Origin of the sequence: Bradyrhizobium sp. STM 3557, from assembly GCF_045571465.1 — a bacterium.
Lineage (GTDB): Bacteria > Pseudomonadota > Alphaproteobacteria > Rhizobiales > Xanthobacteraceae > Bradyrhizobium.
In genome coordinates this window covers 3,534,413-3,553,865 of sequence record NZ_CP120697.1, presented here as the reverse complement: position 1 = coordinate 3,553,865, position 19,453 = coordinate 3,534,413, and the positions used below count along the sequence as shown (strand labels likewise).

19 protein-coding genes and 1 tRNA gene are annotated in these 19,453 nt (G+C 63.7%); 6 read left to right on the top strand and 14 right to left on the bottom strand.

The genetic code is table 11. The features are described from left to right. Nucleotides 1-51: 51 nt before the first annotated feature. Nucleotides 52-954, bottom strand: coding sequence for a DMT family transporter (locus P6U24_RS16080; protein ID WP_407160045.1), 903 nt, complete (start codon nucleotides 952-954; stop codon nucleotides 52-54). Nucleotides 955-1,056: 102 nt separating this feature from the next. Between P6U24_RS16080 and P6U24_RS16075 the strand changes: the two genes are divergently transcribed. After that, complete coding sequence (locus P6U24_RS16075) at nucleotides 1,057-1,920, top strand: LysR family transcriptional regulator (protein ID WP_407160044.1); 864 nt, start codon at nucleotides 1,057-1,059, stop codon at nucleotides 1,918-1,920. On the opposite strand, the gene P6U24_RS16070 is transcribed toward P6U24_RS16075, so the two are convergent. Further along, nucleotides 1,913-2,209, bottom strand: a complete 297-nt coding sequence (locus P6U24_RS16070) for a type II toxin-antitoxin system RelE/ParE family toxin (RefSeq protein WP_407160043.1) — start codon at nucleotides 2,207-2,209, stop codon at nucleotides 1,913-1,915. The two genes, P6U24_RS16075 and P6U24_RS16070, sit on opposite strands and share 8 nt — an antisense overlap. Next, complete coding sequence (locus tag P6U24_RS16065; protein ID WP_407160042.1) at nucleotides 2,202-2,387, bottom strand: hypothetical protein; 186 nt, start codon at nucleotides 2,385-2,387, stop codon at nucleotides 2,202-2,204. The genes P6U24_RS16070 and P6U24_RS16065 overlap by 8 nt, the downstream gene beginning before the upstream one ends. Before the next feature lie 272 nt (nucleotides 2,388-2,659). Between P6U24_RS16065 and P6U24_RS16060 the strand changes: the two genes are divergently transcribed. Both P6U24_RS16060 and P6U24_RS16055 read left to right on the top strand, forming a co-directional pair. After that, entirely contained in the window at nucleotides 2,660-3,349 is a 690-nt protein-coding gene (locus P6U24_RS16060) for a site-2 protease family protein (RefSeq protein WP_407160041.1), read from the top strand. Between the two features lie 81 nt (nucleotides 3,350-3,430). Next, nucleotides 3,431-3,838 (top strand): hypothetical protein, encoded by a 408-nt coding sequence (locus tag P6U24_RS16055; protein WP_407160040.1) that lies wholly within the window; start codon nucleotides 3,431-3,433, stop codon nucleotides 3,836-3,838. Between the two features lie 78 nt (nucleotides 3,839-3,916). On the opposite strand, the gene P6U24_RS16050 is transcribed toward P6U24_RS16055, so the two are convergent. The 9 genes from P6U24_RS16050 to P6U24_RS16010 all read right to left on the bottom strand — a co-directional run bounded on the left by P6U24_RS16050 (nucleotide 3,917) and on the right by P6U24_RS16010 (nucleotide 13,631). Continuing rightward, nucleotides 3,917-4,705, bottom strand: coding sequence for a TonB family protein (locus P6U24_RS16050; protein WP_407160039.1), 789 nt, complete (start codon nucleotides 4,703-4,705; stop codon nucleotides 3,917-3,919). A 16-nt stretch (nucleotides 4,706-4,721) separates the two neighbouring features. Next, entirely contained in the window at nucleotides 4,722-5,180 is a 459-nt protein-coding gene (gene exbD, locus P6U24_RS16045; RefSeq protein ID WP_407160038.1) for a TonB system transport protein ExbD, read from the bottom strand. A gap of 3 nt (nucleotides 5,181-5,183) precedes the next feature. Continuing rightward, a complete protein-coding gene (gene exbB / locus P6U24_RS16040) occupies nucleotides 5,184-6,119 on the bottom strand; it encodes a tonB-system energizer ExbB (RefSeq protein ID WP_407160037.1) in 936 nt (311 codons plus the stop codon). Continuing rightward, a complete protein-coding gene (locus tag P6U24_RS16035; protein WP_407160036.1) occupies nucleotides 6,116-6,805 on the bottom strand; it encodes a Fe2+-dependent dioxygenase in 690 nt (229 codons plus the stop codon). The genes exbB and P6U24_RS16035 overlap by 4 nt, the downstream gene beginning before the upstream one ends. 10 nt (nucleotides 6,806-6,815) lie before the next feature. Next, on the bottom strand, nucleotides 6,816-9,407 hold the full coding sequence (locus tag P6U24_RS16030) for a TonB-dependent receptor (RefSeq protein ID WP_407160035.1): 2,592 nt from the start codon (nucleotides 9,405-9,407) through the stop codon (nucleotides 6,816-6,818). 263 nt (nucleotides 9,408-9,670) lie between these two features. Further along, nucleotides 9,671-12,091, bottom strand: a complete 2,421-nt coding sequence (locus tag P6U24_RS16025; RefSeq protein ID WP_407160034.1) for a TonB-dependent receptor — start codon at nucleotides 12,089-12,091, stop codon at nucleotides 9,671-9,673. 226 nt (nucleotides 12,092-12,317) lie between these two features. Beyond that, the gene (locus P6U24_RS16020; protein WP_407160033.1) at nucleotides 12,318-12,557 is read right to left on the bottom strand and encodes a hypothetical protein; all 240 of its coding nucleotides are present in this window, start codon (nucleotides 12,555-12,557) and stop codon (nucleotides 12,318-12,320) included. Between the two features lie 130 nt (nucleotides 12,558-12,687). Next, entirely contained in the window at nucleotides 12,688-12,954 is a 267-nt protein-coding gene (locus P6U24_RS16015; protein WP_407160032.1) for a DUF2798 domain-containing protein, read from the bottom strand. Between the two features lie 215 nt (nucleotides 12,955-13,169). After that, nucleotides 13,170-13,631: a MarR family winged helix-turn-helix transcriptional regulator gene (locus P6U24_RS16010; RefSeq protein ID WP_407160031.1), complete on the bottom strand. Its 462-nt coding sequence runs from the start codon at nucleotides 13,629-13,631 to the stop codon at nucleotides 13,170-13,172. A gap of 147 nt (nucleotides 13,632-13,778) precedes the next feature. Here P6U24_RS16010 and P6U24_RS16005 point away from each other — a divergent pair, with 147 nt between their 5' ends. From P6U24_RS16005 to P6U24_RS15995, 3 genes are all read left to right on the top strand, one after another. Then, on the top strand, nucleotides 13,779-14,948 hold the full coding sequence (locus P6U24_RS16005) for an efflux RND transporter periplasmic adaptor subunit (protein ID WP_407160030.1): 1,170 nt from the start codon (nucleotides 13,779-13,781) through the stop codon (nucleotides 14,946-14,948). Beyond that, entirely contained in the window at nucleotides 14,945-18,097 is a 3,153-nt protein-coding gene (locus P6U24_RS16000; RefSeq protein WP_407160029.1) for a multidrug efflux RND transporter permease subunit, read from the top strand. Before P6U24_RS16005 ends, P6U24_RS16000 begins: the two co-directional genes overlap by 4 nt. A gap of 247 nt (nucleotides 18,098-18,344) precedes the next feature. Then, a tRNA-Gln gene (locus P6U24_RS15995) sits at nucleotides 18,345-18,418 on the top strand. A gap of 51 nt (nucleotides 18,419-18,469) precedes the next feature. Here P6U24_RS15995 and P6U24_RS15990 read toward each other — a convergent pair. After that, nucleotides 18,470-18,796 (bottom strand): hypothetical protein, encoded by a 327-nt coding sequence (locus P6U24_RS15990; RefSeq protein WP_407160027.1) that lies wholly within the window; start codon nucleotides 18,794-18,796, stop codon nucleotides 18,470-18,472. A gap of 186 nt (nucleotides 18,797-18,982) precedes the next feature. Then, nucleotides 18,983-19,408 carry an OsmC family protein gene (locus P6U24_RS15985; RefSeq protein WP_407160026.1) on the bottom strand — a complete coding sequence of 142 codons (426 nt, stop codon included), beginning with the start codon at nucleotides 19,406-19,408 and terminating at the stop codon, nucleotides 18,983-18,985. Between the last annotated feature and the right edge of the window lie 45 nt (nucleotides 19,409-19,453).

Here is a 19,453-nt window from a genome sequence, read left to right as displayed (position 1 = left end):
CCTTCGCCCGTTGGGCTTCGGCGGACACGTCGCTTCGCTCGCAATGACATGTCAAGACTCCGCACGTTTCGTCTTACTTGACGCCGTCGTCGCTACCCAAATCCCGGCAAACACCGCCACAATGCCGGCGAGCAAATTCCACGACAGCGGCTCGTGCAGGATCGCGGCTCCGACCAGAGACGCCGCAATCGGATTGACGCAGACCGAGATCGCGACCCGGGTCGGCGTCGTACGCTGCAGGGCGAAGGCCCAGAGATAGAAGGTCAGCGCGGCACCGAAAACGCCGAGATAGACGGCAGCGAACCATTGCGCTGCACCGAAGCCGGCCACCGGCTCGAAACTGCCGCGCCACCAGGAGATCAGGACGAGGCATGCGCCGCCGATGCCCATCGCCATCGCCGTGAAAGGGATCGGCCCGAGACGGCCGATGAACGATTTCGACCAGATGCTGTAGAGCGCCATGCAGAGCGCAGCCGCGACCATCAACAGATCGCCGCGCCACGCGCCTGCTGGCGCAAACGACAGACCCGACAGCAGCGCCAGCGCAACGCCGCCCATCGCCAGCAGCACGCCCGCGGATTTGCGCGCTGTCAGGGCCTCGCGGCCAAGCGCCGCGCCGACAACCATGGTCAAGAGCGGCAGCGTCGAGAGCGCCAGCGCGCCTCGCGCCGCCGTGGTGAAGATCAATGACGCGTTGAACAGGATCGGAAACAGCGCGAAGTACAAAACGCCCAAAGCGGCCGTGCCGAACCAGTCCTGCGGCGACGGCCGCGGCCCGCGCGCGAGCCAGGCCGCCGGCGCCAGCAGCAGAAAGCCGATCCCGAAACGGAACGCGCCGATCGCCAGCGGATCGATCGCATTCACAAGGAAACGCGTGGCCCCGATCGAGGTGCCGCCGAGCGTGCTCGACAGCACGGCCGCCAGAACGCCCCAGCCCTCTCCGCCCAACGCCAAGCCCTCGCCTGTTGTCTCGCTGTTTGTCTTGCCGTAGCAGCTTAAGAAAACGATACTGGGCGATAAATCGAATTTCCCTGAAGACGACGATCACGGCCCGTGATGAACGATCCGCCCCTCGATCCCGAGCTGCTCAAGGCCTTTGTCGCCGTGGCCGACAAGTGCTCGTTCACGCGCGCCGCCGAAATGCTCAATCGCACACAATCGGCCGTCAGCATGCAGATCAAGCGGCTGGAGGACCGCCTTGGCGTCATCCTGCTCCATCGCAGCAAATCTCGTGTCGGTCTCAGTCCGGCCGGCGAAGACCTGCTGGGCTATGCCCGCCGTCTCCTGGCGCTCAATGACGAGGCGATCGCGCGGCTCGGCGAACGCAAGATCGCAGGCAGTGTCCGGCTTGGCGTCATGGATGACTACGGCACCGCGATCATGCCGCCGCTGCTCGCGAACTTCATGGCCAACCACCCCGCGATCCATGTCGAGATGGAGACCGGTCTCACCGCGACCATGCCGGCGCGGCTCGGCGCGGCCTACGACCTCGTCATCGCAATGCATGCCGAGGGGCACAACCAAGGCGAATTTCTGCGGCGCGAACAGGCGGTCTGGGCCGTCGGTGCGGAGCCGATCGAGGCCAGCGATCCGCTCCCCGTCGCACTCTACCCGCGCGGCTGCCTATTTCGCGACTGGGCCATGGCCGCGCTCGACGATGCCAAGCGCCCCTGGCGGCTCGCCTTCGTCAGCCGCAGCGCCGCGGTCGAGCAGATCGCCGCGCAGGGGCTTGCCGTCACCGTGGTGAAGGCCGGCACTTTCCCCGCGCGTCTTCGTCCGCTGTCGGAGCAGGACGGCATGCCGCGATTGCCTGCCGCGGAGATCCGGCTGCACCGGGCCGGCCGTCTGTCCAGAGCGGCAACCCTGCTCGCAGATCACCTGCAAGTCGAGCTGTCTCAGGCGACCGACCAAATCAGGTGAAGAGGCCAGGCCGAATATTTCTCGCGTGATGGAGCACGCCACGGATTTCGACCGTATCGTCCTCGACCGTATAAAAAATGATGTGCGCTTGAAAACGAAAGCGCCGTAAGCCCTCGCGCAATTCATCTGCTCGTTGGCCGATGGCTGGAAAATCCGCCAAAAGGCCAAAGCTACGGATCAGGCCCGCGTAATACGCCTCCGCCTGGTAGGCTCCAAAATTGGCTTCAGTGTAATCGAAAATGCCGATCAGGTTCGCGCGAGCGCGGCTTGTGATCCGATAGCTAGCCACGCCGACGCGCCGCAACCTGTGCCCGTGCCGCAGCCAGGATTTCTTCGGGCGTGTCCGCCGTAAAAGCCTCGCAATCGGGATGTGCAAAGTACTCGCGATAGCGCGCAATCTGCTGCTCGCGCGTCAAAGCGTTCCACTCGGCGAGTTCAACCTCCGTCGGCGGAAGCTCGGACGGCATGATGCGGGTCGACGTATCGGACATAAATCGAAGTATACCAGGGCGGAACGCGGCCGACCAGTGCTGAACATTCCGGGACGCCGCACCTCACGACGATCTGACGGACGGGCCGCTCAATGTCGACCGGCAAATCCTTGCGCCGGACCTCAGCTAGAAAGCATGACTTAAGTTGAAAAAGCATGACTTAAGTTGCAGGAATAGCTTACGAAAAAGCGACAGCTTGCCTGAACCGACCTCTCAACGAAGCGGCCTAACCCAACGGACCCCCTGCTTTGCCCATCTCCCCTTACACGCTCTCCGTCTGGGTGCTGCCGCTCGTCCTCGCCATCACCTTCCACGAGGCGGCACACGGCTTCGTGGCCTGGCGCTTCGGCGACGACACCGCGCTCAAGCTCGGGCGCGTCAGCTTTAATCCGATCCGGCACATCGACGCCTTCGGCACGCTGCTGCTGCCGGCACTGCTCCTGTTCACGGGCTCGCCCTTCCTGTTCGGCTATGCCAAGCCGGTCCCGGTCAATTTCCGCAACCTGCAGCCACTGCGGGCCGGCATGGTGATGGTGGCGCTGGCCGGTCCGGCCACCAACATCCTGTTGGCGCTCGCCAGCGCCGCGGCGCTCAACGTCCATCAGCTGTTCGAGATGCTGTCCGCGGATCAGGCGCAGTGGATCGTGGACAATCTGTGGAACTCGGTCCGGATCAACGTCCTGCTTGCCGTGTTCAACATGATGCCGATACCGCCACTCGACGGCGGCCGCGTCGCCGTCGCAATCCTGCCGCGGCCACTTGCGTTGCCGCTGGCTCGACTGGAACCGTTCGGCATGCTGATCCTGGTCGGAATTTTGATCCTGCTACCCTTGGCAGGCTCCCAGTTCGGTCTAAATCTTGATGTTGTTTCAGGGCTGCTGCGCGCCACAACCGATTCTCTCATCAGGCTGCTTCTGCTATTAACCGGCAATACCTAGCCCAAGAACCTGGCCCGGATATTTGACTTGGGCCGGAATGGGGAAACGAGACCCGAGGCACCTTTGGTCAAAGCTGCTGATATGATGATTGCACGCCGGGCCGATACGCGGGCCCGGGCCGATTTTGCAACCTGGAAGATGATCGCCAAGCTCAACGGCGCATCGGAGCTGCCACCCCAGGCCCAGGAGTTTCTCGCCAGCTATAAGACCCGGCTCGATCAGATGTCGGAGCACGACGCGGCCGAGGCCACCATCGGCGAGATGTACAAGTCCTATTACGCCGAGATGGGCGGATATGGCGCGCCGCCGGAGATCAAGTCGGCTCCAAGCGAACCGGTGAAGGACAATGTGACCACCTTCCGCCGGCTGCCCCCCAAGCCAAAGTCGGCGCCGAACGGTCAGGCTGCCGCCAGGCCGCGGCTTCCCGTCGCGCTGATCTTCGCCGCGCTATGCGTGATCTATATCGGTATCAGGCTGTATTGGCGCTAACCCGGACGGGCGCGATCGGAACGGCCTCTGGATGCGCCGGCCGGCCATCCGCCAATTCGTCACTGCGCGCAGCGCGCGTCACTTGCGCGCGTTGAAGATCACCGGAAGCGTGAAGGCAAACTGATCATCGGTGAGGTCGGCGGGCGGCGCAGGCACCGGGTTGGAGCGATGGATCATGGCGATCGCGGCGTCGTCATAGGCCTGGTCGCCCGAGGACTCCACGACATTGGCTGACAGCACGTTGCCGCGGCGATTCAGCACCAGCGCGACGCGGACCTTGGCGCCGTTCTTCCGGCCTTCCGGAAACTTCTTGTGCAGCTCGAAATAGGCACTGATCTTGCGGCCCCATCTGGCCGTCTCTTTCAGTTTGTCCTTGCCGATGCCCATGTTGGGCGCCTTGGCCTTCTCGGCCTCGGGCGCGTCCTCGGCCAAAGCCTTGCGCGAGCTGTCCTCGGCCGCATCGGTGGCCTCTGACGCCTTGGTCTCGACGGCCTGGACCTTCTGCTCCTCGGTCGGCTTCTTCACGTCGCTGGTGGTGACGACGCGGTCCGCCTCCTCGGTCTCGGTCGGTGTGTCCTTTGGCAGGTCGGTCTGCTCGACCTCGGCTTTCTGCTCCGGCATCGCGTTCGAGGCCGCCTGAGCCATGGAGTCGACGCCCGCCGGTAGCTCGTCGTCCTGAAGCTTGGGCGAGGCCATGTCGATGTCGATCACCTCGGCGCCGCTGGCGCCCAGGCCGCCGTCGTCCTCATCGCCCTTGAGACTGGTCAGTGCGAGCGCGGCGCCGCCGAGATGCAGCGCGAGCGCGATGGCGGCCGCACCGACCCATAGCCGCCGCGGCGTCCGCTCTCCGGTATCGAGATCGCTCATCGTCCTGTCCGTCCGGTCACGGATTGGCAGCGTCGGCCGGCGCCGGTTGTCCCGGTGCGCGCTCCAGCGCCACTAGCTTGATCTTGGTATAGCCGCCGGCACGCAGGATCTCCAGCACGCCCATCATCTCGCCATAGGGCACCGAGCGGTCGGCGCGCAGGAAGATCGGCTTGTCGTGGCTGGCATCCGGCTGCGCATCGAGCTCGCGCACCAGGTCGACGCGCTTCACCGCAGTCTCGCCGATCGCAAGGGCGAGATCCGGCTTGATCGAGACATAGGTCGGCTTGTCCGGCTTCTTCTGCGGTGTCGCGGTCGAGGTCGGCAGATCGATCGGCAGGTCGACGGTCGAGAGCGGCGCGGCCACCATGAAGATGATCAGGAGCACCAGCATGACGTCGATGAACGGCGTCACGTTGATGTCATGGGTCTCCTCGAAATCGTCGTCGAGATCGCCTTCCGAGAGCGAAACCGCCATGATCTACTCCGCTGCGCGCGAATGAATGCCGGCCTGGCTGCGATCGAGATCGCGCGACAACAGCCGGCCGGCCACGCCCGAGGCACGATTGACCAGCTCGAGGTAGGCCTTGGTGACGCGCGAGAAGTGATTGTAGATGATCACGGCGGGGATCGCCGCGGCAAGGCCGATCGCGGTGGCCAGCAGCGCCTCGGCAATGCCGGGCGCGACCACGGCAAGGTTCGTGGTCTGCGACTTCGAGATGCCGATGAAGCTGTTCATGATTCCCCAGACGGTGCCGAACAGGCCGACGAAGGGCGAGATGGCGCCGACTGTGGCGAGCAGGCCCATGCCGACACGGACGCGGCGGGCTTCGGCCCGCGTGATCTCGGCGAACACCGACGCCGCCCGCTCCTTGATGCCGGTGTCGTTGTGAATGCCCTGCGACAGCCGCAGCTCGGCGATGGCGGCGTGCAGCAGCGAGGCCAGGACGTTCCGCGACGATCCCAGCGCAAGCTGCGCTTCGGCAAGCGACTTGGCGCCGGAGACCTTGCGCAGGCCGCCGCGCACTTTGCGGCGCAGCATCGAGAATTCGATGCTCTTGGCGATCAGGATGGTCCAGGTCGCCAGCGAGGCCAGCGCAAGGCCGATCATGACCGCCTTGACCAGGATGTCGGCGTTCAGGAACATGGTCCACGGCGACAGTTCGTGCAGCCCCGTGGTCAGCGATTTGACGGGGCGGCTGCCATCAGTGCTCGCCTCGGGCGCAGGGGACGATGCGGCGACCGGCGCGCCCGACGCAGTTCCTGGTGCCGAGGCATTCGACACGGCTGCGGGCTGGGTCGCAGCGTTTGCTTGCGAGGCCGGCTGCGTTGCCTGTTGCGCATGGGACGCCGGCAGCGCCGATGTCAATGCAAACAGCAAAACGAGAGCAGCCCTCGAACGGAACAATGTCATCATACTTCGGCCCAGTAGCGGATCAAGTTGTGATAGATGCCGGTCAATTTGACGGTTTCGGGATCGTCGCGCCCCAGCCGTTCCGTCAAGCCCTGGATCGCCGTGTCGAGATCGAAGATCATGCTACGGGCATGTGCATCCCGTATCATGCTCTGCATCCAGAAAAAAGAGGCGACGCGGGTGCCGCGCGTCACCGGCGTCACCATGTGCAGGCTCGAGGCGGGATAGAGCACGGCGTCGCCTGCCGGCAGCTTGACCTCGTGGGAACCATAGGTGTCCTCGACCACAAGCTCGCCACCGTCGTAATCCTCGGGCTCGGCCAGAAAGAGCGTGATCGAAAGATCAGTGCGGATCCGCAGGCCCGTCAAGGGATCGCCGCGCACCGCGTTGTCGACATGGATGCCGAAGTGGTGACCGCCTGACGCCGCGTAGCGATTGAACAGCGGCGGAAAGATCTGCAGCGGGATTGCCGCCGCCAGGAAGCGCGGATTCTTGGTCAGCGCGGAGATAATGCGCTGGCCGAGCTTGCGCGCGACCTCGCTGTCCGGTGGCAATTGCTCGTTGCGCTTGACCATGGCCGATTGCGCGCCCGCGGTCGAGCGGCCGTCCTCCCAGTCCGCCGCATCCATGATGCGACGAAACTCGGCGACCTCCGCTTTGCTTAAGACCTCGGGGATGCAGATCAGCATGGTCTCACTTTCAGTAACGTGCCGAGAGCGCGACGTAGGCTGCCCTGCCCGGTGCCTCCAGCACGAACGGCGCCGCGCTCTGATAGAGCGCGTCGTAATAGCGCTTGTCGAAGATGTTGTTGACGAACAGTTTCGCGGTCCAGTTCTTGTCGATCTTGTATTCAGCAAAGGCGTCGAAGCGCCAATAGCTCGGGATCGAGGTGCCTTGGTTGGCCGCGAGCAGCGTGCCGCCATAGATCTTCGAGCGATACACCGCCTGGCCGCCCAGCTCCCACTGGTCCGTCAATTGGTACTTGGACAGCATGCTGAACGACTGGTGTGCGATGTTGGCGAGCGGCAGTCCGACATTGGACGTATAGAGCGCGCTGTTTGCCACGGGCGCCAGCGATTTCGTCACCTCCGACTGCATCAGCACGAGGCCGCCGAACACGCTCCATCTGTCGGTGATCTTGCCGCCGACGCCGAGATCGATGCCGCGGACGCGATAGGCTGCGCCGGCGGTAATGCAGGACACGGTGGTCGTTCCGGCCGGTGGCGAATAGGAGCACCCGGCCGGTATTTTGGCGGCAGGAGTCGAAGCGGTGATATTTTGCGCTTCGCGGGCGTTCTCTTTCTCGGTCTGGAACAACGCCGCTGTCACAAGGAGATGGCGGTCAAAGAGCTCCCACTTCGTGCCAACCTCAATGGCCTTGTTCTTTTCCGGCCCGAAGATCTGGGTATTGCCGCCTGGCAGCACCGGATTGAGGCCGCCATAGGCGGTGCTGGTGCCGTCGAACTCGGCGCCGACGGGATTGGCCGAGGTCGCGTAAGCCGCGTAGACGCTGCCATTCGGCAGCGGCTTCAGGGTCAAGCCGAGATTGAAATCGGGAATGCCGAACTCGGCCTGCTGGGTGCCGAAGGTCGAGACGCCTCCGACAGTGCCGTAGCCCGAGGTCTTGATCGAGTAATTGTCATAGCGGACGCCGCCATTGAGGATCACGAGATCATGGTAGTTGGCCGTGTCCAGCACATACCCGCTCACGGTATCGATACCGATCTTGGTCGGCTTGTTGTTGAGTGAGGGAATAGGGAACGGCGTGTCGGTGAATTGCGGACTGAAGACGCTGACGCCGCGCAACGATCCGGTGCCGGTAAAAGAGGTCGTCCCGGTCGTTACTTCGGAGGCAAGCCCGGAATAGCTGTCGATCGAGGAGCGTTCGTTGTCGTATTCGATGCCGGCCAGCACGGTATGCTTGAATCCTGCGCCGTCGCTGAACTTGTACGTTGCCTCCGTCTGGTTCGCGAAAACATCCGTCACCTGGAAGCGGCTCTGCGGATTCGCCGTGAGCGTAGAGGCGGTCAACGGTGCGGCGAGCGACGGCTGTTCCGGCAGCGTTCCGATGTAGTTCTGGGTCGAGCGAGATTCCCGAGTCTTGTTGGAAATCGTGAGATCGGGCGTGATCTGGACCTCGGCATTGATCGTGCCGATGTCCTGCCCCGTCCTGTAGAAATCGCGATTGACGAAGCCGTAGAAATTATTGCGGTTGACGCCAAAGTCGGGGAATGGCCCGCCTGCCGTGCTCGCGGTGCTCGGGCGATAGTAGGGAACGCCGAAATCCGGAATGCCGGTCAGCTCGGTATGGATGTAGTTGCCGGTAACCTTGACCGCGTCCGACGGCGTCCACGTGCCGGCGACGAACGCGCCGTTGCGGTTATCGGTGACGTGGTCTCGCCCGGCGACATTGGCATCCTGAAACAGACCGCCGGCGCGCACCGCCAGGGTCGGGCTGATCACCTGGTTGACGTCGAGCGTCACCCGCTTGGTGTGATCGGTGCCGAACGTCGTATCCATGTTGTAGAAATTGCCCGCGCCCGTGGCCTGCTTGGTCACGATGTTGATCGCGCCGCCGGCGGTGCCACGGCCGGCGAAGGACGAGGCCGGGCCGCGCAGGATCTCGACCTGCTCGGTGAAGAAGTTCTCCCGCACGCTGACGCCGGCATCACGCACGCCGTCGATGAAGATGTCATTGCGTGCGTCGAAGCCGCGAATGAAGAAGCGGTCGCCGAAGGCGTTACCGCCCTCGCCGGTGCCAAGCGTGACCCCGGCGGTGGAGAGCACGGCCTGCTTCAGGTTGGTGGCGTTCTTGTCCTCCAGCACCTCCTTGCTCAGCACCGTCACCGTCTTCGGGGTGTTGAGGATCGGCTCCGGAAACTTGCCCGACTGCTGCAGATGGTCGACCTTGTAGGGCGCAGCCGCATCGGCATAGGGGTTGCGGTCGGCGCTCAGGCCCCCGGCATTCGGGAATGGGACGGCCGCGGCCTGCTGCGCCGCCTGCTGGCGCTGCGCGGCGCGACGGAGCGCATTGCGTGCGCGGACCTGGTCGGCAGTGGGCTTGGCGGCGACGGGCTTGTGGCGCGCCACCGGCGCGTCGACATTGACCGGCGGAAGCTCGGACTGCTGTGCCTCGGCGGCCCCTGACACCGACGCCACGGCGATCAGGCCGGCAACTGCCGATACTCCCCTGCCCGAAACGCCGTCGGACTTTCCCTCGTTCAGCTTGCCGTCTTTCAGCTTGGCGGCTGCGATCGTCCGCAGCGATCGCGGTGCAATGACCTGTCCCATTGAATTTTCACGCGCCCCTGAAGCTCGATTTCCGTTGCTGCTGCGGATTTCCCCCCCTGCAGCTTGAGACGGTGGTATCGGTCGGGTCTGACAGGGTCAATTTGAACGGCTCGATGCGGTGTTTGAATTGTTCCAGATCAAAACGATTCTAAACTGTGCGCTTGAAATCGTTCTAAGAAGTTGCGCGCGGCCTCCGCCGATACCGGCAGGCGGTATCGGCGGAGACAGCGATGGTGTGCGGCGGACACGTTCCGCCGCTCTCGTCAGAACTTCGCCGTGGTGACGATATAGAAGGCCCTTCCCGGCGCGACCGCGACGAACGGCACGGCACTTCGGTAAAGCGTGTCGTAATAGAGCTTGTTGGTGAGGTTCTGCGCGTAGAGCTTCATCTTCCAGTTCTTGTCGATCTGCTTCTCGACGAAGGCATCGAAACGCCAATAGCTCGGCAGCTCGTTACCGGTGTTGGCCGCGAACGTGCCGCCATAGACCTTCGAGCGGTAAACAGCCTGGCCGCCGATCTCCCAGCCGTCATCGAGCTTATACTTTGACAGCAGGCTGAACGATTGGTGCGCCACATTGGCGAGCTGCAGCCCGAGATTGGAGGCGATGTTGCTTTGGGTGACCTTGGATTGCATCAGCACCAGGCCGCCGAACACGCTCCAGCGATCGGTGATCTTGCCCTCGGCCTCGATGTCGATGCCCTGAATGCGATAGGCTGCGTTCGAGGTCAGGATGCCCGCCGCATTGGTCTCGCGCGCGTTGTCTTTGGTGGTCTGGAATAAGGCGCCGCTCACCAGCAAATGGCGGTCGGCGAGCTCCCATTTGGTGCCGACCTCGGCTGCCTTGTTGCGCTCGGGCCCCAGCGTGAGCAGCGTGTTGGGCGGCACACCGCCATAGTCGGTGCCAGTGGCGTCAAGCTCCGAGCCGAACGGATTGGCTGAAGTGGCATAAGCCGCGTAGAGGCTGCCGATCGGCATCGGCTTGTAGACCAGGCCGACATTGTAGTTGACGAGCTCGGAGTCGAACGACTTCGAGGCCGTATTGTTGGCCGCCTTCATCCCGTAGTCGTCGTAACGGACGCCGCCGTTCAGGATGATGGTGTCCCGCCAGTTCGCGGTGTCCATGACGTAGACGCTCTTGGTGTCGACGTCGTAGCGCGTCGGATTCCCGGTCAAGGACGGGATCGTGCTGAAGGGGATCCAGGTGTATTGCGCCGAATAGAGATTGACGCCCGAGACGGCACCATTGCTGGTCGAGCCGCCGCCGAACAGTTCGGATGCGAGCCCGGTGTAGCGGTCGATCGAAATCCTCTCATCTGAGAATTCTGTCCCGACGACCGCAGTGTGTTTGACTCCGCCGAGATCGAGCTTGAACGTGGCGTCGTTCTGGTTGGCCCAGAGATCAACCGTCTGATACCGGCTTTGCGCACTCGCTGTCGTGGTCCAGCGCAGGGGATTCGGGTTCGTTGTCACCGGGTTCTGCGGCAGCGTGCCGATATAGTTCAACACGGAATGCTCGCCGCGCAGCTTGCTGCTCAGCGTGATGGCGTCGTTGACGTTGTATTCGGCCGTCGCGGTGCCAAAATCCTGCCGCGCGGTCTGGAAGTCGCGATTAAGGAACCCGTACCAGGTCTCGCGCGGAATGCCGGCCGAGGTCACCGGCACGTTGCCCTGCTTGTAGTAGGGCACGCCGAAATCGGGATAACCGGAGAGATCAGTGTGGACGTAGTTGGTCGTGACCTTTAGATCGTCGATCGGTGTCCATTTGGTCGAGAGGAAGGCGCCCCAGCGATCGTCGGTGACGAAGTTGCGGCCCGCCACGTCGGCGTCCTGGAACAGGCCGCCGGTGCGCACCGAGAAGGTCGGCGAGATCACCTGGTTGACGTCGAGTGTGACGCGCTTCTCGCGGTCGGTGCCGAACTCGGTGTCCATCCGCTGGAAATTCGTGTCCCGCGCCTGCTTGGTGACGATGTTGATGGCGCCGCCCGCGGTGCCGCGGCCGACATAGGCCGACGCCGGCCCGCGCAGGATCTCAATCTGCTCGGTGAAGAAGTTCTCGCGAATCGACACCGCGGGATCACGGATGCCGTCGATGAAGACGTCGTTGCGCGCATCGAAGCCGCGGATGAAGAAGCGGTCGCCGAAGGCATTGCCGCCCTCGCCCGAGCCGAGCGTGACGCCCGCGGTGGAACGGCCGATCTCCTTGAGAGCGGTGGCGTGCTTATCCTCGAGCACCTCCTTGCTCATGACAGTGATCGTCTTGGGCGTGTTGAGCAGCGGCTCGGGAAACTTCCCCGACGCCTGCACCCGGTTCACCTTGTAGGGTGCCGCCGCATCCGCATAGGGATTGGCGTCGGGCGGCGCGAGCCCGCCCGCATTCGGATATTGCACGGCCTGGGCCTGCTGCGCTGCCTGCTGGCGCTGCGCCGCGCGACGCAGCGCATTGCGGGCGCGGACCTGGTCAGCGGTCGGCTTCGAGGCGACCGGCTTCGAACGCGCGACGGGCGCATCGACACTGACCGGCGGCAGCTCGGATTGCTGCGCTTCGGCGCCGGAGAACGACGCCACCGCGATCAGCCCGGCGAGCGCCGACACCTTGGCGCCCGAGGCGCCCTCCAATCGTCCATCCCCAAGTTCGACCGCCGCGATGCCCCGCAGCGATCGGGGTGCTACCACCTGCCCCATCTGTCTTCACACGCCCCCGCGTACTTCATTGCCCCGCCTCCGCGAGTCGTTCGCGGCGGCGATGCGAGGTTGGTAGCGAGCGGGTTTCTCGTGATCAATTTGAAGCGATCAAAGCGTGACTGGAATTGCTCCAGTTCGGAACGACTCCAAGAACGAGTCTAAGAACGCCTCCTGCCGGATCTCGTTCTCGCTGTGGTTGCGTAGTCGGGCTCAACTGCCTCGCGAACTAATCGCTGCTCGGCGGCTTCATCAGCGAGAACAGCTCGTCGACTGTCTGCTGCGCGATCTGCCGCACGCGATCGGAATTGTCGATGCCGGCGATGCCGACGCCCTTCACCACCGCTTTGATCTCGTCGCGAAAGTCGGTGAGAAAGCGCAAGGGATCACGCTGCTCATTGGCGACGCGCGCAATCAGCCCCGTCACCAAAATCTGGCAGGCCAGCATTTTACCGTTCAGTTCGTCCATTCGAAGCTCCATGCAGCAGCCGGCCGATATGACCCGCGCGGGCGCACCCTGACAACCGCAGCGCTCCCGCTTTGAAGTCGTTCTAAAGCGGCAGGTGGTGAGGCAACGGCCCCTTTCACCTGTTCGGCCGCTAGTCCGGCCAGCCGCGTGCAGGCGGCCGTGACGGCGCGACCACCAGCGCGACGATGCGGCGGGCCAGTGGCAGCACCGCGAGCAGCGTCGGAAACGCCACCAGCCAGGACAATAGCGATGCCAAAGGTGAAGCCGAGACAAAGGCCGTGCCTGCCCCGAAGCTGCACAATGTCGAGATCGTCGAGACGACGCGGGTCGTCAGGATGGATAACACGAACGGCATGACGGCCGGCGCAAAACGCGCCGGCAGCTTGCGAAAAAGCATGGGGATCTCTTGCAGTGAAGCGGGTCGATCACGCGGGATCAGAAGATGTGCATCGTGTCCGACCACGTCGGTTGATGCGTTGCTTCACGTGAGACGCTTACGTCCGTGCAATGACGGCGGATACCCCATAATGGACACGGAGGCCGCGGGCAAGCGCTGCCGGTTCAGAATCGTTCAAGCACGCTTTGCGCAGCGCGGCAGACCTGCCGGCGGCTTCACTTCGCCGCCAATTGGCCCGTCGGGAAGGGCTGCGCCTTGATGCGCTCCTTGATGTCGAGCAGCGTCTTCAGGCTGGTCGCGACCGCCTCATCGGAAACATCGTGCAGCACGTCAGCGGCGATGGCGTCGCGCAGGCTGTCGAGCTCGTCGACGAGGCGGCGCCCGGCCTCGGTCAGGAACAGCCGATTCGCGCGGCGGTCCCTGGGATCGTGGCGGCGCTCGAGCAGCCCCTGCTCCACCAGGCGGTCGAGCAGCCGGACCAGCGAGATCGGCTGCAATTCCAGCACCTCCGCGAGATCGACTTGTGATAAACCTTCACACGCGCGCAGGCGGAACAACACAACCCATTGCGCGCGGGTGGTGCCGCGCTCTTTGGCACGGTGATCGATATAGTTGCGCAGGATGCGCGAGCTTTCGACAAGCTGTGCGATCAATTGACGTTTAAGATCGAGTGACATCCGCTGGATATCCCGGAAGCTTGCCAATTGTTTAGGTTTCTGCGCGCCCTAATGTGTTTACACATTAATTGCACGCATACTATATCTGGAACGCTGGGAACGCTTTTAAAGGCCGGTTATTCTCCTCTCTCCAGCATATGAGCCAACATGAAGACGTCGCGGACTATCAGTTGGATCTTGCTGCTCGCAGTCGCTGGCGGAGCCGGCTATTACGGCTGGCAACGTTATCATGGCGCGGAACAGGCCAAGCGCGCCGATGCCCAGAAAGCGGCACGGCCTGCTGCGGTGCGCGTCAGCACCGCCCCCGTCGAGAAGACCGATTTCCCCGTCTATCTGACGGGGCTCGGCACCGTCCAGGGCTTCAACACCGTTCAGGTACGGACCCGGGTCGACGGCCAGATCGACAAAGTCGCCTTCACCGAGGGACAGCTCGTCAACAAGGGCGATCTCCTCGTTGAGATCGACCCGCGGCCGTTCCAGGCGACTCTCGACCAGGCCAAGGCCAAGAAGCAGCAAGACGAGGCCAACCTCGCCAATGCCAATCTTGATCTGCAGCGCTTCACCAAGCTCGGCGAGTTCGCAACCAAGCAGCAGACCGACACTCAGCGTTCCACGGTGGCGCAGCTCACCGCGCAGATCGCCGCCGACGACGCCGCGATTGCCAATGCGCAGACCCAGCTCGATTACACCCAGGTGAAAGCGCCGATCTCCGGTGTCGCGGGCCTCCGCCAGGTCGATATCGGGAACATCGTCAACGCTTCGAGCCAGACCGGCATTGTAACAATCGCCCAGATTGAACCAATCGCGGTGATCTTCACCGCACCGGAAGACCAGCTTCCCTACATCAACGAAGCCCAGAACGTGGCTCCGCTGAAGGTGATTGCGATCACCACCGACGGCAAGAAACCGCTGGCCGAAGGCAAGCTCGCGGTGGTCAATAACCAGGTCGATACCACCAGCGGGACTATCCGGCTGAAGGCGGTGTTCGATAACAAGGATCACGCTTTGTGGCCGGGGCAGTCGGTCTCGACGCGGCTTTTGGTGAGGACCTTGAAGGATGCTACGGTGGTTCCAGACGATGCCATCCAGCACTCGACCAACGGCCTTTACGCCTACACGGTGAACCAGGACAACAAGGCCGAGTTGCACAAGGTGAAGGTGAGCTCGTCGATCGACGGCAGGTCGGTGGTCGACGAAGGCTTGAGCCCGGGGCAGCAGGTGATCACGGGCGGTCAGTTCAAGGTCCAGCCGGGCACGCTGGTCACCACGGCGGTGGCAAGCCAGGAGCCGGCGCAAGCTAAGGTCCGGCAGGAATGAACGCGAACGGCGGCGGCATCTCCGCACCTTTCATCCGCTACCCGATCGGCACCTCGCTGCTGATGGCGGGCATCCTGTTCGTCGGTCTCGTCGCCTATCCGTTGCTCCCGGTCGCCCCGCTGCCGCAGGTCGACTTCCCGACCATCCAGATCACCGCCAGCCTGCCGGGCGCGAGCCCGGAAACGATGGCGACCTCGGTGGCCCAGCCACTGGAACGGCAGTTCGCTCAGATCCCCGGCATCGCCCAGATGACCTCGACGAGCTATCTGGGCACTGCGTCGGTCACCATCCAGTTCGATCTCAATCGCAGCATCGACGGCGCCGCCAACGACGTGCAGGGCGCCATCAACGCCGCTTCCGGCCAGCTGCCGAAGACGCTGCCCTCGCCCCCGACCTACCGCAAGGTGAACCCGGCCGACTCGCCGATCCTGCTGCTGTCGGCGACATCAGACACGCTGCCGCTGACCACGGTGTCGGATGCGGTCGATGCCCAGCTCGCCCAGCAGATCAGCCAGATCTCCGGCGTCGCCCAGGTCATCATCGGCGGCCAGCAGAAGCCGTCGGTCCGGGTTCAGATCGATCCGGCCAAGCTGGTCGCCAAGGGCCTGTCGCTGGAGGACGTGCGCAGCCAGATCGCGATCACCACCGTCGACAGTCCGAAAGGCAATGTCGACGGTGAGCGGCGCGCCTATACCATCTACGCCAACGACCAGCTCACCGATTCCAAGGACTGGAACGACGTCATCATCGCTTATCGCAATGGCGGCCCATTGCGGATCAAGGATATCGGCCAGGCGGTGACCGGCCCTGAAGACGCCAAGCAGGCAGCCTGGGCCAACGGCAAGCGCGGCGTGTTCCTGGTCGTGTTCAAGCAGCCCGGCGCCAACGTGATCGAGACGGTCGACAAGATCAAAGGCATGCTGCCGCGGCTCGTCGCCGCGATCCCGCCGGCGATCAAGATCGACGTCATCTCCGACCGCACCACCACCATCCGTGCCGCGGTCGAGGACGTCCAGTTCACGCTGCTTCTGACCATCTTCCTGGTGGTGATGGTCATCTTCATTTTCCTGCGCTCGTTCTGGGCCACGGTGATCCCGACCATCACCGTGCCCTTGGCGCTGCTCGGCGCCTGCGCGCTGATGTGGGTGTTCGGCTACACGTTGGACAATCTCTCGCTGATGGCGCTGACCATCGCGGTCGGCTTCGTGGTCGACGACGCCATCGTCATGCTGGAGAACATCTCGCGCTATGTCGAGGAAGGCGAGGCGCCGATGGCCGCGGCCTATCGCGGCGCCAAGGAGATCGGCTTCACCATCGTCTCGATCTCGGTCTCGCTGGTCGCAGTGCTGATCCCGCTGCTGCTGATGGGAGGCATCATCGGCCGCCTGTTCCGCGAGTTCGCGGTAACATTGACCATGACCATCTTCGTCTCGATGGTGGTGTCGCTGACGCTGACCCCGATGATGGCGTCACGCTTCCTGCGCGGCCATGACGAGATCCAGCACGGCAGGTTTTATCAATGGAGCGAGCGCGGCTTCGAGGCGATGCTGCGCACCTATGAGCGCGGCCTCGACCTCGCGCTGCGCTGGAAGTTCGCCACGCTGATGGTGTTCTTCGCCACGCTCGGCCTGTCGGTCTACCTCTTCATCCTGATCCCGAAGGGCTTCTTTCCGCAGCAGGACGTCGGTCTGATCACCGCGACCTCGGAAGCCTCGCAGGACATCTCCTTCCAGGCGATGCAGTCGCGCCAGGAGGCACTGGCCAAGATCGTGATGGAAGATCCGGGCGTTGCCAGCGTCGCGATGGCGATCGGCGGCTCGGGCCGCGCCGGCAACAACGGCAACATGTTCATCACGCTGAAGCCGCGCGATGAGCGTGACGCCTCCGCGCAACAGATCATCGGCCGCTTGCGGCCGAAGCTGGAGAAGGTCGAGGGCGCCCGCCTCTATATGCAGGCGGCACAGGACATCCGCCTCGGCGGCCGCCCAACCCGCACCCAGTTCGAGTTCACGCTGCAGGACGCCAATCTTGGCGAGCTCAACGAATGGGCGCCGAAGGTCCTGGAGAAGATGAAGACGCTGCCGCAGCTGCGCGACGTCGCCACCGACCAGCAGACCGACGGCACCACCGTGCAGCTCACGATCAACCGCGACACCGCCTCGCGCTACGGCATCACGCCGCAGCTGATCGACGACACGCTGTATGATGCGTTCGGTCAGCGCCAGGTCGCGCAGTACTTCACCCAACTCAACTCCTATCACGTGATCCTGGAGATCCTGCCGGAGTTGCAGGGCAATCTCGACACGCTGAACAAGATCTACCTGAAGTCGCCGGCGACCGGCGATCAGGTGCCGCTGTCGACCTTCGCGAAATGGACGACGGTGCCGGTGCGGCCACTGTCAATCAGCCACCAGGGCCAGTTCCCGGCGATCACGATCAGCTTCAACCTCGCCCAGGGCGTGGCGCTGGGCCAGGCCACCCAGGCCGTGCAGCAGGCGATGGTCGAGATCGGCGCGCCGGCGACGCTGAATTCCAGCTTCCAGGGCACCGCGCAGGCGTTCCAGCAGTCGCTCTCCACCGTGCCGCTGTTGATCCTCGCGGCGCTTGTCGTGGTCTATTTGATCCTTGGCATCCTCTACGAGAGCTACATCCACCCGATCACGATTCTGTCGACCCTGCCCTCGGCCGGCGTTGGCGCGCTCGCGATCCTGATGGCGTTCGGCTACGACTTCAGCCTCATTGCCTTGATTGGTGTCATTCTGCTGATCGGCATTGTGAAGAAGAACGGCATCATGATGGTCGACTTCGCGATCGCGGCCGAGCGCGACCAGCATCTGGCGCCCGAGCAGTCGATCCGGCAGGCCGCGCTATTGCGCTTCCGTCCGATCATGATGACCACGATGGCTGCGCTGCTCGGCGGCGTGCCATTGATGCTCGGCACCGGCACCGGCTCGGAGATCCGCCAGCCGCTCGGCTATTCGATGGTCGGCGGCCTCCTCGTGAGCCAGATGCTGACCCTGTTCACGACGCCGGTGGTCTATCTCTATCTCGACAAGCTCAACAACGCATTCGCGCGCTGGGGCCGCGCCCATATCGAGCACGAGCCCGAGGCCGACGCACACCGCGCCGTCAAGGAAGCGGCGGAATAATCCGCCGCTGCTTGTCTTTCATTCGGCCCTGTCCCGGGTTGCCGCGCCTCGGGCAGCTCCGTCAGGGCATGGCTGCGCGCCGCGTTGCCGTGAATTCTGCGCGTTTCGTGGCTCTTGCGCGCTTGCCAAGGCCGCTCACATATGGGTAGAAGATCGCCGTGCGCGGCGCTGATTTGGCTTAAGAGCCGGTCTTCACGCACCACCGCCGAACAGCCAGCCAAGCGCTTGAAACTGCTCGGAAATCCGTTGGGGAATGGTGTAACGGTAGCACAACAGACTCTGACTCTGTTTGTCTTGGTTCGAATCCAGGTTCCCCAGCCAGCTTGAGCGCACCGCGCGTCTTGGCCGCCGATCCGTATCAGCAGATATCGCCTAACGCATCGAGCCGCGGTCTGGATCGTCGCCCTCGTCGCGCAGCCTGGCCGGTTCGTCATACCCCGCGCGGCTGCTGTAGAAGACCAGCGCCATCAGGCCGACGCCCACGACCATCGAGACGACGACGCCGAAGGCGAGCGCGAGATAGCCTCCCGCGGGGACGTCCGTCCCGGCGGCCGACGACCAGCCGGAAACAGCGACGAAGATCACCGCGACCAGCATGGCCAACAAGACCGCAAGCAGAGCATAGGCGCCCCAGCTCAGGGCGCGGGCGCTGACGACAAGATCGCGCCAGACCGTGTTGATGGACGAAGCCCAATTCATGCGCCGCCTCCTCTCACACCCGTGACCGCATCGTCGCTCGGCGGATCACTGGGATCGATGAGGTTCCGATGTTGGCCGGACAACCGCGGTTGCGCCGAGATCAAATGGCGCGACCTGATGCACATCCTCAGCCGCGCCACGTCAACGGGCATGCGGGACGATCCGTTCCAGCAAGATCGGCGCTGACTACGCGATCAGCTTCGCATCCAGCGTAATCGTGGCGTTGAGGACCTTCGACACCGGACAGTTCTTCTCCGCCTCACCGGCGAGACGGGCAAATGTTGCGTCATCGCAGTTCGGGACCTTGCCGCGCAGCGTCAGTGCCGACTTGCTGATCTTGAAGCCTTTGCCGTCCGGCTCCAGCGTCACTGCCGCCTCGGTCTGCAGCTCGGTCGCCGCGAGACCTGCGCCTTGCAGGCCAAAGGCCAAAGCCATGGTGAAGCACCCGGCATGTGCGGCCGCGATCAGTTCCTCAGGATTGGTGCCCTTCTCGTTCTCGAACCGGGTCTTGAACGAATAGGGCGTGCTCGCAAGCACCCCGGAATCGCTGGAGAGATGACCATCTCCATCCTTGCCGGTTCCGTGCCAAACTGCCTTCGCTTTGCGGATCATTCGCTGTTCCCTCGCGAAGCGGCATCGATGCGCCGCGCAATCTAG

Excerpts from the sequence above, each read along its gene's own strand:
- P6U24_RS16075 (WP_407160044.1), top strand. The coding sequence starts at position 1,057 with ATGAACGATCCGCCCCTCGATCCCGAGCTGCTCAAGGCCTTTGTCGCC.
- P6U24_RS16065 (WP_407160042.1), bottom strand. The coding sequence starts at position 2,387 with ATGCCGTCCGAGCTTCCGCCGACGGAGGTTGAACTCGCCGAGTGGAAC.
- P6U24_RS16055 (WP_407160040.1), top strand. The coding sequence starts at position 3,431 with ATGATGATTGCACGCCGGGCCGATACGCGGGCCCGGGCCGATTTTGCA.
- P6U24_RS16050 (WP_407160039.1), bottom strand. The coding sequence starts at position 4,705 with ATGAGCGATCTCGATACCGGAGAGCGGACGCCGCGGCGGCTATGGGTC.
- exbD (WP_407160038.1), bottom strand. The coding sequence starts at position 5,180 with ATGGCGGTTTCGCTCTCGGAAGGCGATCTCGACGACGATTTCGAGGAG.
- exbB (WP_407160037.1), bottom strand. The coding sequence starts at position 6,119 with ATGATGACATTGTTCCGTTCGAGGGCTGCTCTCGTTTTGCTGTTTGCA.
- P6U24_RS16035 (WP_407160036.1), bottom strand. The coding sequence starts at position 6,805 with ATGCTGATCTGCATCCCCGAGGTCTTAAGCAAAGCGGAGGTCGCCGAG.
- P6U24_RS16030 (WP_407160035.1), bottom strand. The coding sequence starts at position 9,407 with ATGGGACAGGTCATTGCACCGCGATCGCTGCGGACGATCGCAGCCGCC.
- P6U24_RS16025 (WP_407160034.1), bottom strand. The coding sequence starts at position 12,091 with ATGGGGCAGGTGGTAGCACCCCGATCGCTGCGGGGCATCGCGGCGGTC.
- P6U24_RS16020 (WP_407160033.1), bottom strand. The coding sequence starts at position 12,557 with ATGGACGAACTGAACGGTAAAATGCTGGCCTGCCAGATTTTGGTGACG.
- P6U24_RS16015 (WP_407160032.1), bottom strand. The coding sequence starts at position 12,954 with ATGCTTTTTCGCAAGCTGCCGGCGCGTTTTGCGCCGGCCGTCATGCCG.
- P6U24_RS16010 (WP_407160031.1), bottom strand. The coding sequence starts at position 13,631 with ATGTCACTCGATCTTAAACGTCAATTGATCGCACAGCTTGTCGAAAGC.
- P6U24_RS16005 (WP_407160030.1), top strand. The coding sequence starts at position 13,779 with ATGAAGACGTCGCGGACTATCAGTTGGATCTTGCTGCTCGCAGTCGCT.
- P6U24_RS16000 (WP_407160029.1), top strand. The coding sequence starts at position 14,945 with ATGAACGCGAACGGCGGCGGCATCTCCGCACCTTTCATCCGCTACCCG.
- P6U24_RS15990 (WP_407160027.1), bottom strand. The coding sequence starts at position 18,796 with ATGAATTGGGCTTCGTCCATCAACACGGTCTGGCGCGATCTTGTCGTC.
- P6U24_RS15985 (WP_407160026.1), bottom strand. The coding sequence starts at position 19,408 with ATGATCCGCAAAGCGAAGGCAGTTTGGCACGGAACCGGCAAGGATGGA.